This is a genomic window from Microbacterium sp. 10L49 (assembly GCF_056395125.1).
Genome location: NZ_JBFTIW010000002.1, coordinates 602,115 through 615,755, shown reverse-complemented (window position 1 = coordinate 615,755; position 13,641 = coordinate 602,115). Strand labels below are relative to the sequence as shown.

The window sequence follows — 13,641 nt, the reverse complement described above, 5'->3', positions numbered from 1 at the left end:
CATGGACATCCGCGACTATCTCCGGGCGCTGCGGCGCAACTGGATCGCGATCATCCTGATGACCGTCGTCGGCCTCGGCGCAGCCTACGGGTGGGTCAAGATCCAGACACCGGTGTATGAGGCCTCCGTGAGCGGGCTGGTGAAGAGCCGGACGACGCCGACGGACCCGGAGCAGCAGCTCGCGCAGTCGGGCGACACCTACGGGCGTGCCAAGGTGCCGACCTACCTGGTGATGGCCGGCTGGCGCAACGTCGGCGTGAACGCGGCGGCCACGCTCCACCTCTCCGACAGCCCGGAAGCGCTCGTGAAGCGCATCACGGTGACCAACCCGGAGAACACCAACATCATCAACGTCGCTGCCACGGCGTCGTCGCCGAAGGCCGCGCAGGAGCTCGCCGACGCCTGGATGCAGGGGCTCATCTCGGTGATCGATGACACGGACGGCATCGATCGCAAGCCCGGCACCTCGCCGGTCATGATCTACGTCGCCCAGACCGCGGCGCTGCCGGAGGCGCCGATCTTCCCGAGCGTTCCCACGGCGCTGCTGGTCGGTGGGCTGCTGGGACTCGGCGGAGGGATCGCGTTCGCGATGATCCGCGCCATCTCGGATCGCCGGGTGCGCGGCACGGACGACGTGGAGCAGCGTCTGGGGGTGCCCGTCGTCGGCACCATCCCGAAGGTCGACGCCGTGGCCGCCGAACGCCGGATCGTCGCCGAGGACGAGACGCGCGCCGACTCGCGTACGGATTTCGCGGTGCGTGAGTCGCTGCGCGCGCTGCGCACCAACCTGCAGTTCATGGATGTGGACCACCCGCCGCGCACGATCGTGGTGACGAGCGCGCTGCCCGGGGAGGGCAAGTCGACGGTCGCGGCGAATCTCGCGATGACACTGGCGGCGGCCGGCACGAATGTGGTGCTCGTGGACGGCGATCTGCGCCGCCCGACGGTCGCCTCGACGCTCGGCCTCGTCGCCGGAGCCGGGCTCACCGACGTGCTCGCGGGCAGGGCCAAGCTCACCGACGTGGCGCAGACCGCGCCCGACTTCCCCAACCTGGCGGTGCTGACGGCCGGCACGATCCCGCCGAACCCGAGCGAGGTGCTCGGATCCGAGCGCATGCGCCAGCTCGTGAAGGACCTCACCAAGCACGCGACCGTCATCATCGACGCACCCCCCGTGCTCGCCGTCACCGACGGCGCCGTGCTCACGAATCAGGCCGACGGAGCCCTCATCGTGGTGGCGGCGGGCAAGACCACGTACGAGGTGGTGGACAAGGCGCTGAACACGCTCGAGAAGGCGCGCGGTCGCGTGCTCGGCGTGGTGATGAACCGCGTGCCCGTGACCGGACGGCAGGCGGGCTACGCCTACGACTACCGGGAGAAGGTGGAGCCCGCGCCGAAGTCGGGCAGTACCAAATCCGGTGGGGCGAAGTCCGGTGCGAAGTCGGGTGGTGCGGAGCCGGAGGACGCCACCCCGGCTGGACCGAAGCGCACAGGGATCTCCTCCGCGCCCGTCCACCTGCCGATGCCGATCGTGCCGGCGAACCAGGACGCGGCGGAATCCGCCGCGGGGCCGCTGCCGGAGGACCCCGAGACGACGGCGACCCCCATCGCGAAACCGCGCAGGGCCTCGGCGTCCGCACGATCCGCGGCTCGCGCCGCCACGGCCGCTGCCGCACCCGCCGAGGGGCGTGAGGAATCGGACGACTCCGCGGATCCGGAGGTCAGCGACTTCGACTCCCTGCTCGGCGACTTCATCGCCGACGACGCCACCGGCGGACCGCGCCGCCAGCGCGGACGGTCGTGAGCACGCGGCGCGTCGCACTGATCACCTCGTCGTACGCGCCGCACGTCGGCGGCGTCGAGACGCACGTCGCCGAGGTCGCCCGGGCGCTGACCGCGCAGGGCGTCCTGGTCGAGGTGTGGACCGTCGACCGCGGCGCCCGTGTCGGCGACGCCGGGGTGGAGCCCGCCCACGCTGACGGGTTCGCGGTGCGGTATCTGCCGACGCCACTGCCGGCCCGGCACGCGGCCTCGCTCGCCCGGTTCGCCTGGCGCGCGCCCGGCGCCTGGTCGCAGTGGACGCGTGCGCACCGCCGGTTCCGGCCCGACGAGCTGCACGTGCATTGCTTCGGCCCGAACGGCCTGTACGCGCTCGCCTTGCATCGCCGGTTCGGCACCCCGCTGGTCGTCACCTCGCATGGCGAGACCACAGGCGATGACGACAACGTGTTCGCCCAGTCCGCGCTGCTGCGGCGCGGCCTTCGCGACGCGCTTGCCCGAGCTGCGGCGGTCACCGCACCCTCGGAGTACGTGCTGCGCGACCTGCGCGCCAGGTTCGGGCTGAACGGCGGGGTGGTCGTCCCGAACGGGGTCGCGCTCGACGTGCCGCAGGACGACGGGATCCGCGACCGGCTCCCGCGCGGTCCGTACCTCGCCGCGGTCGGACGGCTCGGCCGGATGAAGGGCTTCGATCTCCTCCTCGATGCGTTCGCGCGCGTGCGGGACGGGGAGGGGGCGGCATTGGAGGTGGATCCGGCACTTGAGGCGGATCCGAAAGGTGCGGCGGGCCCGGCCGGTGCGGAGGCGCGGCTGGTGATCGCCGGCGACGGTCCCGAACGGGCGGCACTGCAGGAGCAGGTCGCCGCGCGCGGGCTCGAGGGCGTCGTCGACTTCCTCGGCTGGTGCTCGCCTGCCCAGGTCGCGACCGTGCTGGCCGGATCCGAGGCGCTCGTGGTGCCGAGCCGTTCCGAGGCGTTCGGCATCGCCGCGCTCGAGGCGTGGCGGGCGGCGACCGCCCTGGTGATGACGAACCGCGGCGGCGCGGGGGAGTTCGTGCGCGACGGAGGGGACGGCATCCTCGTCGATCCGGAGGACGTGGACGCGCTCGCGGCGGCGATCGCGCGCGTGTTGGCGGATCCGCCCCTGCGCGAGAGGCTGGCGACGGCGGGCTCAGAGCGCGTCGCCGAGTTCACGTGGGAGCGCGTGGTCGAGCGGTATCTGCAGGTCTACGCGCAGGCGGAGGCCGTGGGGTGACCGAGGTGTGGCGGTACGAGGGCCCGCTGCGGCGTCGCCTGCGACAGGCGCGCCGACTGGCGGGAGCCGCGCCGGCCGTCGGTGCCCATGGTGTGGTCGTGCCGGCGTTCTGGTGGGACGGTCATCCGAACTTCGGCGACGCGCTGACGCCGTTGCTGCTGCCGCGGTACGGCATCGTGCCGCAGCATCGCGAACCCGACCGGGCGCGGCTCGTCGGCGTCGGCAGCCTCATCCAGTTCCTGCCCGCCGACTTCGACGGCGCGATCTGGGGATCCGGATCGATCGACGACGCCGAGCGACCGCTTCCCGATGCTCGAGTGCTCGCCGTGCGCGGTCCGCTCACCGCGGAGCGGATCGGATCCGGCGAGGTCGCGTACGGGGATCCGGGATTGCTGGTCGCGCGTCACCTGCGGCGTCCCGGATCCGATGGACGCGTCGCGCTCGTCGCGCACGGACACCATCGCGGCGATGAGGAGTTCCGCGCGCTGGCCGGGCTGGACGGCGTGCGCGCCGTCAACGTGCACCGCGCCGCGCCCCCCGTCGTGCGGGAGATCGCCTCGGCGGGCGCGGTGCTGACGACGTCGCTGCACGGGCTTGTCACGGCGGATGCGTACGGCATCCCGGCGGTATGGACGACGCGCGAGCCCGCCCTCATCGGCGGCGACTTCAAGTTCCGCGACTACGAGGCCGCGGTCACCCCCGGGCGCAGCCGCTTCGCGCACTTCGACGACGTGCGCACCCCCGACGACGTGGTGCGCCGCGCGAGCCGTGCGGACGCGGGCCGGGTGGCGGAGCTGTGCGACGGGCTGGAGGCGGCGCTGCGGCGTCTTCCCGCGGTGCTGGGCCCGCTGCCACGGTATCCGGCGGGACTGCTGCGGCGCTGACGCTGCAGGCGGACCGCTTCGGGGTGCGGCGGTCCCTGGCTGGTGTGCCCTCGCCGGCGTTCGCTGGCTGGTGTGCCCTCGCCGGCGTTCGCTGGTCGCAGATTGCGGGTATTCGGGCGGCAGAGCCGCAATTCGCGACCAGTGAGCGGGGCAGGGCGGGGGCAGGGCAGGGCGGAGCGGGAGAACTCTCAGGCGGATCCGGCTGGAGCGCGCTGTCACCGCGCTCAGATCACCGCAGGGCAGCCCAGACTTTCGCGTGCCCCTGTGCGGAGCGCTCCCAGGTGAACTCCGCGGCGCGGGCGCGGCCGGCCGCGATCAGCCCGTCGACGGCGGGGTCGCCCGAGGTCGCTGCCAGCACCCCGTCGGCCACGCAGTCGGCGGTGGGCTCGACGATCAGGGCCGCTCCGCCGGCCACCTCGGGCAGGCTGCTCGTGTTCGCCGCGACCACGGGCACGCGCGCCGCCATCGCCTCGAGCACGGGCAACCCGAAACCCTCGTAGAGCGAGGGCACGACCACGGTCCGGGCTGCGGCGACGAGGCCCGGCATGAGCTCGTCCGGCAGACGTCCGAGCAGGCGCACCCCTGGCATGCCGGAGAACAGCTCGGTGCGGCGGGGGTGCGGCGGACCGGCGAGCGCCAGTAGCAGGTCGGGGCGTTCGCGATGGATCCGCGGCCAGGCGGCGGCCAGCGCCTCGAGGTTCTTGCGTCGTGCCGCGCCGCCCGCGTGCAGCACGTACGGCCGGTCGAGGCCGAGAGCCGCACGCGCCTCGGCGGACAGGGGCGCGGCGTCGAAGTAACGCGGATCCACTCCGTTCGGGACGACGTGCGGATCCGTCACGCCGAGGAAGTCCACGGCCTCGGAGGCGGTGAACGCCGACACGCAGATCACAGCGGCGGCCCGCCGCGCCTCGGCTGCGGCCGCGGCGACGGGCGCCGATTCGTCGGGGAAGCGCCAGGACACCACGTCGTGCAGGGTGATCACGTCGGCATGCGGGGAGGGCGGCAGCTCCAGCGCCATCCGGTGCGACACGGTGTCGCCGGCGTACAGCGCGCGGCCCAGCGCAGCGCGCGCGGCCTCCGACGCCTGCGCCACGCGACCGAGCGGAAGGCGACGGTTGCCGGCGAGCGGCGAGCGCAGCGAGCGGAACACCAGGGGGCGAACTGTCCACGGCTCGGGTGAGGCCTGCGCCAGCGCCGCCGGCGCGCGCTCGCCGATCTGCTGCTGGTAGGCCTGAGCGCCCATCGGAACCTCTGTCGCGATGGTCGCCAAGGACAGCCGCGGGCGCGTCATGCCGTCTCCTGCTCGGCAGTCGGCGCGACGGTTCCGTGACCAGCGACAAAGCCGGGCTCCTCGCCGGGCTGCGCGCCGGGCGCCGGGCTGACCGATCTGCCGTCCGGGGTGGAAGCCGAGGCGGAGCCGGGCACTGCGCCGGGCTCCTCGCCGCGCACCGCCCGGGCGTGCGTCCGCAGCCAGTCCTCGATCGGGGCGACGCATTCCGCCCAGGTCCGTTCCGCGAGCACCTGCGCCCGCTCAGGGGCAGGCGTGGGGTCCGCGTCCCGGCGCGCGAGACGCTCCGCGATCCACCCCGCCCATGCCTCCGGATCCGCCGAGACCTGCGCGAGCGAGCTGGGGAAGGCGCTGGCGGCATCGGGGGTCGCGATCACGGCCGCGCCCGTGGCCAGCGCCTCGGCGAACTTCATGGCCGCGCCGACGCCGTCGATCACGGGCACCGCGACGACCGTCGCCTCCGCCGTGAAGTCGACGAGGCTCGGCACCTTTCCGACGAACTCCACGCCCGAGGGCAGGGCCACCGCGGCGTCGAGCCCGGTGCCGGCGATCCGGCACTGCGCATCGGGAGCCAGCGCGGCGAGCCGCGGCCAGACCTCGCCGAGGAACCAGTCCAGGCCGCGCCGGTTCGGCTCCCATCCCCAGCCCCCGAAGAGCGCGACCAGCGGAGCGCTGCGGGAGTACTCCCGCTCGGGCCACTCCTCGGGGTCGATGCCGAGGGGAGCGGTGAAGGTGCGGGACGCCGCGTCCGGGTGCTGCTCGATCAGCCGGATCCGCTCCGTGTCGGAGCATGTGCTCACGCCGTCCGCGCGCGCGATCGCCCGCTCCTCCAGCCGCCGATGCTGGGCGGCCTGCTCGGGGAGGCCGCGGGAGAGGAGCCAGGCGCTCATCGCGTTGTGCACGTCGAGCAGCACAGGGGCGCCGACGCCCTCCGGTAGCAGCCAGACCGAGTCCTGGTGCGACAGGACGATCGCCTCCCAGCGGGGACTGCGCACGAGGCGCGCGAGTCGTCGGGCCGCGCCTGGCACGGCCTTCCCCTTGAGGTGCAGCCGTGGCCGGACGACCTCGGTGAGCGCCGCGATCGAGGAGTCGTCCTGAGGCCCGGCGGGGCTGACCACGACGATCCGGCGGCCGAGCTCGCGCAGGGCGGCGATCTGGTGGTACTGCCGGCGCTGCCCGCCCTGTCCGAACAGGTCGGGCACCTCGACGCTCAGCCAGAGGACGGCGCCCTGCACCGGCGGCGCGGATGCCGCCGGGGCGTGCGTCGCCCGGCGACCGACCGATCCGCGCGGGGCTCGGGCTCGCGCCATCTCGCCTCCTGTCCGTGTGCGGTTCCAGTATGCCCGCGCGGGATCCGGCTCGTCCCGCACTGCGGGAGGTCCGCGCGGATCCGGCTCGCCCATACGCAGACGGCCGCGCGCGGATCCCGCAGGCTGCCGCCATCGGACGAACATCGCGCGGATCCCGCCGGCCCCCATGGCCGAACGCGCACCCGTGGATCGCGCTGGCTATCATCGAGTCGAGGTGGCACATCCGAGTCGTGGGCGACCGACACAGGAGCGCACGTGACCGCAGGGCGAGACGGCGAGGCGACGATCGGGGTCATCATCCCGCTCTACAACGGCGCCCGCCACATCACCGAGACGCTGCGGTCGGTGCTGACGCAGACCCATACCGCGCTGCAGGTCGTCGTGCTCGACGACGGATCCTCCGACGACGGCGCCGAGATCGTCCGCCCGATGCTCCACGATCCGCGACTGACGCTCGTGCAGAAGAGCAACGAGGGCATCGCCCGCACCCGCAACGCCGGTCTCGCGCTGCTCGGTGCCGACGTCGCCTACGTGGTCTTCATGGATCACGACGACCTCGTGGCTCCCGACCTGTATGAGCGGCTGCTGCGCGTGCTCGCCCGGCGACCCGACGCAGTCGGCGCGTATGCGGTCGCGGACTGGATCGACGCCGACTCCGCCCCGCTCGGAGAAGGGGAGTTCGCCCGCTTCATGCGGGACCGCCAGGCGGTGCGCGGAGGGCGAGTGGTGCCGCTCGCGCCCGACGTGGATGCCACGCTGCCCGAGCTGTTCCTCGCCAACCACCTCTACCCGCCGAGCGGGATCCTGCTGCGCCGCAAGGCGGTCGACGCGATCGGCGGATTCGACCCGTCGTACCGGGTCGCCGACGACTGGGACGCATTGGTCCGCCTGTCCCGGCGTGGTCCGATCGTGCCCCTCGACGAGATCCTGGTCGGATATCGCCGCCACGGCGCAAACGCCTCAGGCAACGCTGCGCTGAACGTGCGCGAGAGCCGGGCGGTGTGGGCGCGTACATACTTCTCCGCCGACAACTCCGCCGCCGATCGGCAGGCGCTGCGGGTTGCATGGCGAGGCATGCAGCGGCACAAGTTCCGGATCAAGTCGGCGGCCGCGCGCCGCGCACTGCGCGCACGACGTGTGGGCGACGCGTTCCGGTGCCAGCTGGACGCCCTTGCGCACCTTGCCCTGGTGCGCCCGCTGCGGCGCTGGAGTCGCTGAGTGGGATCACAGCCGCGGGGCCGCTGAACGGATCAGCGCTGCCTGGTCGCTGGCAGCGATGGGCTCCTGCGGGCACTGATCCCGTTCAGCGCCGCTGAGCCGCTGGGCTGCGGCACGGGATCAGAGCCGATCGAGCAGTGCGCGCAGCTGCGTCCACGCCCACTCAGGATCCCGCTGTCTTGCCCGGCGCAAGCCGGCCTCGCCGCGCCGGATCCTCTCCGCGGGATCCGCGATGAGGTCGCGAAGGGCGGCGGCCAGGGCGTCGGGGTCGTTCGGCGGCACGAGCACGGCGACGTCGCCGACCACGCTCGGGATGCCGCCGGTGCGGGAGGCGACGATCGGCAGGCCGCTCGCCATGCCCTCGCCGAGGATCAGCCCGCTGGGTTCGGCCCACACCGAGGGCACCACGAGCACGTCGGCGTCGCGGTAGAGGGCGGGGAGCGCATCCCGGTCGGCGAACGGCAGGAAGGTCGCGGTGGCGCGACTCGCCCTGGCGAGCTCGCGCACCTCCCGTTCGTACGCGGTGGCAGGCGCGTTCGGATCGAACTCGTGACTGCCCACGAACACGAACTCGGCCTCGTCCGGCCCGAACGCCTGTGCCGCCCTGGCCAGCACGGCGGGGCCCTTCGAGGGGATCATCCGCCCGACATACAGCACACGGACCGGGCGGAGGTCGGCGGACCGCGGCTCGGGCGGGGTGAACCGGAAGGTGTCGACCGGGTTCTCCACGACCGCCACCTTCGATCGCTGCGCACGCGGAAGCAGGCCCCTGGTCTCGTCGGCCAGCGCCTCACTCACGCAGATGACCGCTGCGGCCTCTCCGACGATGCGGTCCGCCTCGCGGCGCCCATACGTGCGGAACAGCTGGTTGTGCGCATAGATCGACACCCGGTGCCCGCTGCCGCGGAGCAGCCGGGGCAGGATCGGCGCGTTGTGCGCGAGCACATCGGCCGCGGGCAATCCGCGCACCGCATCCGCGAGCGGGGCGAACCACCGCGCGACCCGCGGCCGCATCAGGCCGAGGCGCCCCACCGCCGCATCGAGGTACTGACCGCTGCGCGTCACACCGGGCGCGCGGTCGTACTCGATCAGGTCGACGCCCTCGTAGCGAGGGGACATGGTGGTGCGGTCCAGGATCACGCCGTGCCGGGCGTCTCCCGCGCGCACGGCAGCATCGGCGAGCAGATGCACCACGGTCGGAACCGCGGATCCGGTGCGAGGGGAGAAATGGTCGCCCGGCGTGATGGCGTGGATGACGCGGCGCTCGCCCATGGGGTCAGCTTAGAGCGGCCGGTGGGGGAGCCCGTTGAGGTGGCGCGGTGACGGGATGCGGACTGGCGGTCGGAGGTTGCGGCGGGCCGCGCGGGTTGTGTCGGGTGATGGATCCACTGAGCACGAGGGGTCGATCGCGGGCGATGGTGCGGGGTGTCTGTGGATCGCTCGCCTTCGTTCGACCGACCCCATGCGCGACGCCCCGACTATCGAAGCTTGACCTTCTTCTTCTTCTTCCAGGGAATTCGCAGGTCAGGAGCGGGAATTGGTTGTGGGAAAGTCTAGAACATAGCTTCGATTCTTGGTAGGATCGGGGCATGACCAGCACCCTTGATCCGCTCTTGGAAGCCACTCGGCTTCTGGTAGATGCGTGGGGTGACGCCGCCTCCGGTATGGACCTGTCACGGGCGCAGCTGGTGGCCGTGAACGATGCGATCGGGCTGGTGAAACGAACCGCGGACGCGGTGCATGCCGAGGTCGCGGCGGGCATCGCCCGGGAGTCGCGGCGAGAGCTCGGGCCGGACAGTCTGGCGAAGCAGCAGGGGTATCGGAACTCGGCGCAGTTGATCGCCACGACCACGGGGACCTCGACCGGGGATGCGGCCCGGCTGGTTAAGGTCGGGGAAGCCACGGCGCCGCGCGCGAACCTGCTCGGGGAGGCGCTGCCGGCGAAGTTCCCCGCCATCCGGGAAGCACTGGCTGCGGGGCGGATCGGTGCCGCCGCAGCGGGCATGCTCGTGACGTTCCTCGACCGGATGATCGTGAAAGTCGGGCGCGCGAGGGCAGCCGAGGCTGAGACCGCTCTGGTCGGTCTCACACCGGGCCTATCGCTGGACGAGATCCGCCGGGCGATGACCCGGTTGGAGGCGTATCTGGATCCGGACGGTGTCGCACCCCGCGAAGACGAGTTGCGGGCGCGGGCATCGCTGAGCATGTTCGAGCGGGACGGGATGCTGCACCTGAACGCGGTCCTGGACCCGGAACGAGCAGCGTCCGTGAAGACCGCGATCGAAGGGTACGTGTCCGCGCAGTTCGCCGCCCGCCGCGATCGCGACCCGGCCCTCGGGGACGCGGACCGGCGCACCGTCGGACAGATCCAGGCCGACGCGCTCGCGCACTTCGCCGAGCACGCGTTGACCTGTCTGCGGAACAAGAGCCTGAACGGGGCGACGGTGATCGTCCGTGTGGACGCCACCGACCTCGCGAACAGCACCGGATACGGCCTCATCGACGGGCTCGACCAGCCCATCAGCATCCACACCGTCCGCCGCATCGCCGGCAGCGGCATCGTGCAGGACTGGCTCTGCGGACGAGACGGGGAGATCCTGCACTGGGGCCGCAAGAAACGGCTGTTCACCGAAGCCCAGAAACTCGCTCTCCGGGAACGCGACGGCGGCTGCGCATTCTGCGGACTCCCACCCGGAATGACCAAAGCCCACCACCTGAAGTGGTGGAAACGCGACCACGGCACCACCGACATGAACAACGGTGTACTGCTGTGCGAGACCTGCCACCACCTCATCCACGACAACCACTGGACCATCCGCATCGACGGCACCGGAACCCGAGCCAACGTCTGGTTCCTGCCCCCAACCGGCATCGGCGGACCACCCCGCCTCGGAGGACGCGCCCGCACCGAACTCATCGCGTGAGCCGCCGCGAGAGCGCGCGCGTGTCGTCTGGGTCGCGCTGCGCGCTCCTCGCTCAACGACCCGAGGTGACGACGGCTCGGGCGCCCGCTGCGCTCGCTCGATGCGGGCTGGGGAGAGGAGACGTGTGCCCGGAGGACCGCGTCTTCGCCGCAGAGTGAGCTCAGTGCGGGGAGCGCGCGCCCAGCCCAGCGATCAGCTCGGCCAACTGGCGCGCGTAGCGGTCCGCGCCGTATTTCGAGCGTGCCCATTCGGTCAGCGCGGGATCCTGTGCTGACGAGGCTCCGAGCACGGCGACCACTGCTGCGGCGAACTCGCGCGGATCGTCGGTCACGGGGAACGGGAATCGGCCGTCGTCGTTCGTGATCCCTTCCGCGCCGACCCTGGTGGTGACCACCGGGAGGCCGCGCAGCAGTGCGTCGACCGTCTTGAACTTCACGCCCGCTCCCGAATGCAGCGGGACGAGCGCAGCCGAGGCTGTGCGGTACACCTCGTCGAGGTCGTCCACATAGCCCGTGACGGTCACTCCCGAGGTCAGCGCGGCGCGGGCGTACAGCGACTCCGGGGGATGGACGCCGACGAGCGACAGCGCGGCCTCGGGCAGCACTGCGCGCACGGAGGGCCACACCTCGTCCAGCAGCCAGACGGCCGCCTCCACGTTCTCGCGCCGGTCGAACGCCGCGACGAACACCGCAGGTCCGCCACGCGGCACGGTCGCTCCGCCGCTCGGCGTGGACGATCCGCCAAGCAGCGGGGCCGAGTCGCTGCCCGGTGCGGCCGATCCGACAAGCGGCACGGCCGATCCACCAGGCGATGCGGCCTCTCCACCAGGCGATGCAGCCGATCCGCCGACGGAGGGGACCGGATGCTCGGCCGGATCCCACAGCGGCGGGTCGATCGCGACCACGCGGGGATGGCGGCCGGCCCCACGCACCTGGCGGGCGTCCTTGTCGCTCAGCACGATCACGACATCGGCACTGCGGAACGACGCCGGCTGCGTGACAGCGACCACGAGCGCACGCCACGACCGCCACACGACCTTCCTGGTGGCGCTCTGCGCACGGGCGGACCGCAGCCATCTCAGTTCGCGCTGCAGCGACACATCGTGGGCGACCAGCGCGGTCGGTCGAGACCTTGCCGCACCGCGCAGCAGGAACGCCGTCTCCTCCCACTGCGCCTCCACGAACTCCGCCCGTCGCAGCGCCTCGCGCACGACGGGGCTGCGCCGCAGCGCCCTGCGGCGGCTGGGCGCGAGCCAGTGCGGCACCACGATCGCCGCGAGATGATCGAGGACCTTCATCCCGGGGGAGTCGTCACCCGCGACCAGGATCACGCGGTCGGGATCCGGCGTACGCGCGAGGCCGATCCGATTGAGCTCGGTGTCGGGGGCGACGACGGTGACCTCGTGGCCGAGGGCGTTCAGAACTCCGAGATGGCGGCGGTAGTACTCGCCGCCCGCATGCGGAATGCCCGGGTAGGGCACGACGAGGGAGAAGCTGACGATCCTCATGCCCGGGGGCCGGATCCGCCGCGTGACGACGGGGTCGGGTGAACCACGACCCAGGTATATCATCGCGCGGTCACAGGCAATAGCATCGCGGCGGAGGACCCATGCCGATGACGAAGGCTGGCGAGTCGGCGCCCACCGACGCCCGCGTGCAGCCGCCCACCGCCGCGCGCGTGAAGCGCGCAACGCAGCTCAGGCGCGGTCTGTACGCGCGCGCCAGGCGGGCGCTTCTCTCCGACACCGGACTGCGCCTGGCGCATGCCGTGGAGCGAACGCGGGTCCTGGCACACCTCCGGCGCAGCGGCTCCCGCCCCGGTCCGCGTCCCGCTCCCGGTGAGCTGGACGCGGTAATGCTCCCGGCGGGCGGCGGCAACATCGGGGATCAGGCGATGTTCGAGGCGTATCTCGTGAACACTCCGGGCGAGGTCCTGGCCGTGATGCGCGACGCCGGCGCCTACATCGTCCCCGATGAGGACCAAGCCCGGGTACGGGTGCTGAGCGCGCCGCTGCTCAGCGGCGGCACCCTGCGCGGACGCTGGGGCGAGGTCCGTGCGCTCGCCGACGAGCTTCGGGTGGCGCGGTCGTTCGCCGTGATCGGCGCCGACATCATGGACGGCGGATACAACCGCGCGGAGGCGGTGACCCGCGCCGAGATGCTCCGGCTGGCGCGGCGGCTCGGCGCCGGCGCTCGCGTGCTGGGCTTCAGCTGGGGCGAGCACGTCGACGCCGCCGCATCCCGAGCGCTGGCACGAGCAGCGTGCAAGGCGCGGCTGTTCGTGCGCGATCCGATCTCGGCCGAGCGTCTGGACCGTGCGGGGATCCCAGCGCTCGAGTCCGCCGACCTTGTGTTCACGGCCGACGGCGAGCGGGAGCCGGCGGACCTCGCGGCCTGGGTGACGCGGCTTCCGGATCCGGTCGTCATCGTCAATCTCAGCGGCCTCATCGAACGCAGGACGGACCTCGTGCCCGAGTTCGTCGCGCTCATCGATCGGCTGACGGCGGATGGCATGCGCGTGGTGCTGCTCCCGCACTGCCTGCGCGACGGCGACGACGACCTGGCGGTGTGCCGGCGCGCGGGGGAGGCGGCCGCTCGGCCGGACAGAGTGCTGCTGGTGGAGCGGGCGCTGCGCCCCGCCGAGGTGCGCTGGCTCACGGCGCGCGCGGCGGCGGTCGTCACCGGCCGTATGCACCTGTCGATCCTCGCTCTGACGCAGGGCACCCCGGTCGCCGTGCTGCGCACGCGCGGCAAGGTCGACGGCCTGGCGCGGATGTTCGATCTGGAGCGGTACGCCCTCGACCCCGTGCCGGGCATCGGCGGCGAGGTCGGACGAGCGCTCGCCGACCTGTTCGCCGACACGACGCTGCGCGAGCGGATCGAGGCGCGGCTGCCGCACGTACGCGCGCTCGCGCAGCGGCAGTTCGTGCAGGAAGGGCCGGAGCCCACCGCCACTCCGCGCTGATCGGAGGCGCTCAGGCTCGG

The 13,641-nt window shown here is 72.7% G+C and carries 10 protein-coding genes; 6 read left to right on the top strand and 4 right to left on the bottom strand.

Annotated features, from left to right (window positions below; genetic code table 11):
* Window position 1 precedes the first annotated feature (1 nt).
* Genes AC1DCT_RS07355 through AC1DCT_RS07345 form a run of 3 tightly spaced genes read left to right on the top strand, consistent with a single transcriptional unit; the run spans window position 2 to window position 3,917 of the window.
* Window positions 2-1,804: a tyrosine-protein kinase domain-containing protein gene (locus AC1DCT_RS07355; RefSeq protein WP_477428313.1), complete on the top strand. Its 1,803-nt coding sequence runs from the start codon at window positions 2-4 to the stop codon at window positions 1,802-1,804.
* Window positions 1,801-3,033, top strand: coding sequence for a glycosyltransferase family 4 protein (locus AC1DCT_RS07350; protein ID WP_477428311.1), 1,233 nt, complete (start codon window positions 1,801-1,803; stop codon window positions 3,031-3,033). The genes AC1DCT_RS07355 and AC1DCT_RS07350 overlap by 4 nt, the downstream gene beginning before the upstream one ends.
* On the top strand, window positions 3,030-3,917 hold the full coding sequence (locus AC1DCT_RS07345; RefSeq protein WP_477428309.1) for a glycosyltransferase family protein: 888 nt from the start codon (window positions 3,030-3,032) through the stop codon (window positions 3,915-3,917). Before AC1DCT_RS07350 ends, AC1DCT_RS07345 begins: the two co-directional genes overlap by 4 nt.
* Before the next feature lie 229 nt (window positions 3,918-4,146).
* On the opposite strand, the gene AC1DCT_RS07340 is transcribed toward AC1DCT_RS07345, so the two are convergent.
* Window positions 4,147-5,208 carry a glycosyltransferase family 4 protein gene (locus AC1DCT_RS07340; protein WP_477428308.1) on the bottom strand — a complete coding sequence of 354 codons (1,062 nt, stop codon included), beginning with the start codon at window positions 5,206-5,208 and terminating at the stop codon, window positions 4,147-4,149.
* Window positions 5,205-6,515 (bottom strand): glycosyltransferase family 4 protein, encoded by a 1,311-nt coding sequence (locus AC1DCT_RS07335; protein ID WP_477428306.1) that lies wholly within the window; start codon window positions 6,513-6,515, stop codon window positions 5,205-5,207. The genes AC1DCT_RS07340 and AC1DCT_RS07335 overlap by 4 nt, the downstream gene beginning before the upstream one ends.
* Before the next feature lie 255 nt (window positions 6,516-6,770).
* Here AC1DCT_RS07335 and AC1DCT_RS07330 point away from each other — a divergent pair, with 255 nt between their 5' ends.
* On the top strand, window positions 6,771-7,733 hold the full coding sequence (locus AC1DCT_RS07330) for a glycosyltransferase family 2 protein (protein WP_477428304.1): 963 nt from the start codon (window positions 6,771-6,773) through the stop codon (window positions 7,731-7,733).
* Window positions 7,734-7,853: 120 nt separating this feature from the next.
* On the opposite strand, the gene AC1DCT_RS07325 is transcribed toward AC1DCT_RS07330, so the two are convergent.
* Complete coding sequence (locus AC1DCT_RS07325) at window positions 7,854-9,005, bottom strand: glycosyltransferase family 4 protein (RefSeq protein ID WP_477428302.1); 1,152 nt, start codon at window positions 9,003-9,005, stop codon at window positions 7,854-7,856.
* Between the two features lie 317 nt (window positions 9,006-9,322).
* Between AC1DCT_RS07325 and AC1DCT_RS07320 the strand changes: the two genes are divergently transcribed.
* Window positions 9,323-10,657, top strand: a complete 1,335-nt coding sequence (locus AC1DCT_RS07320) for an HNH endonuclease (protein WP_477428300.1) — start codon at window positions 9,323-9,325, stop codon at window positions 10,655-10,657.
* Between the two features lie 160 nt (window positions 10,658-10,817).
* Here AC1DCT_RS07320 and AC1DCT_RS07315 read toward each other — a convergent pair whose 3' ends face one another.
* Window positions 10,818-12,164 carry a glycosyltransferase gene (locus tag AC1DCT_RS07315; RefSeq protein ID WP_477428298.1) on the bottom strand — a complete coding sequence of 449 codons (1,347 nt, stop codon included), beginning with the start codon at window positions 12,162-12,164 and terminating at the stop codon, window positions 10,818-10,820.
* 107 nt (window positions 12,165-12,271) lie between these two features.
* On the opposite strand from AC1DCT_RS07315, the gene AC1DCT_RS07310 reads away from it, so the two are divergent.
* A complete protein-coding gene (locus tag AC1DCT_RS07310; protein WP_477428297.1) occupies window positions 12,272-13,621 on the top strand; it encodes a polysaccharide pyruvyl transferase family protein in 1,350 nt (449 codons plus the stop codon).
* Window positions 13,622-13,641 lie beyond the last annotated feature (20 nt).

Excerpts from the sequence above, each read along its gene's own strand:
- AC1DCT_RS07310 (WP_477428297.1), top strand. The coding sequence starts at position 12,272 with ATGACGAAGGCTGGCGAGTCGGCGCCCACCGACGCCCGCGTGCAGCCG.
- AC1DCT_RS07340 (WP_477428308.1), bottom strand. The coding sequence starts at position 5,208 with ATGACGCGCCCGCGGCTGTCCTTGGCGACCATCGCGACAGAGGTTCCG.
- AC1DCT_RS07315 (WP_477428298.1), bottom strand. The coding sequence starts at position 12,164 with ATGAGGATCGTCAGCTTCTCCCTCGTCGTGCCCTACCCGGGCATTCCG.
- AC1DCT_RS07335 (WP_477428306.1), bottom strand. The coding sequence starts at position 6,515 with ATGGCGCGAGCCCGAGCCCCGCGCGGATCGGTCGGTCGCCGGGCGACG.
- AC1DCT_RS07325 (WP_477428302.1), bottom strand. The coding sequence starts at position 9,005 with ATGGGCGAGCGCCGCGTCATCCACGCCATCACGCCGGGCGACCATTTC.
- AC1DCT_RS07320 (WP_477428300.1), top strand. The coding sequence starts at position 9,323 with ATGACCAGCACCCTTGATCCGCTCTTGGAAGCCACTCGGCTTCTGGTA.
- AC1DCT_RS07355 (WP_477428313.1), top strand. The coding sequence starts at position 2 with ATGGACATCCGCGACTATCTCCGGGCGCTGCGGCGCAACTGGATCGCG.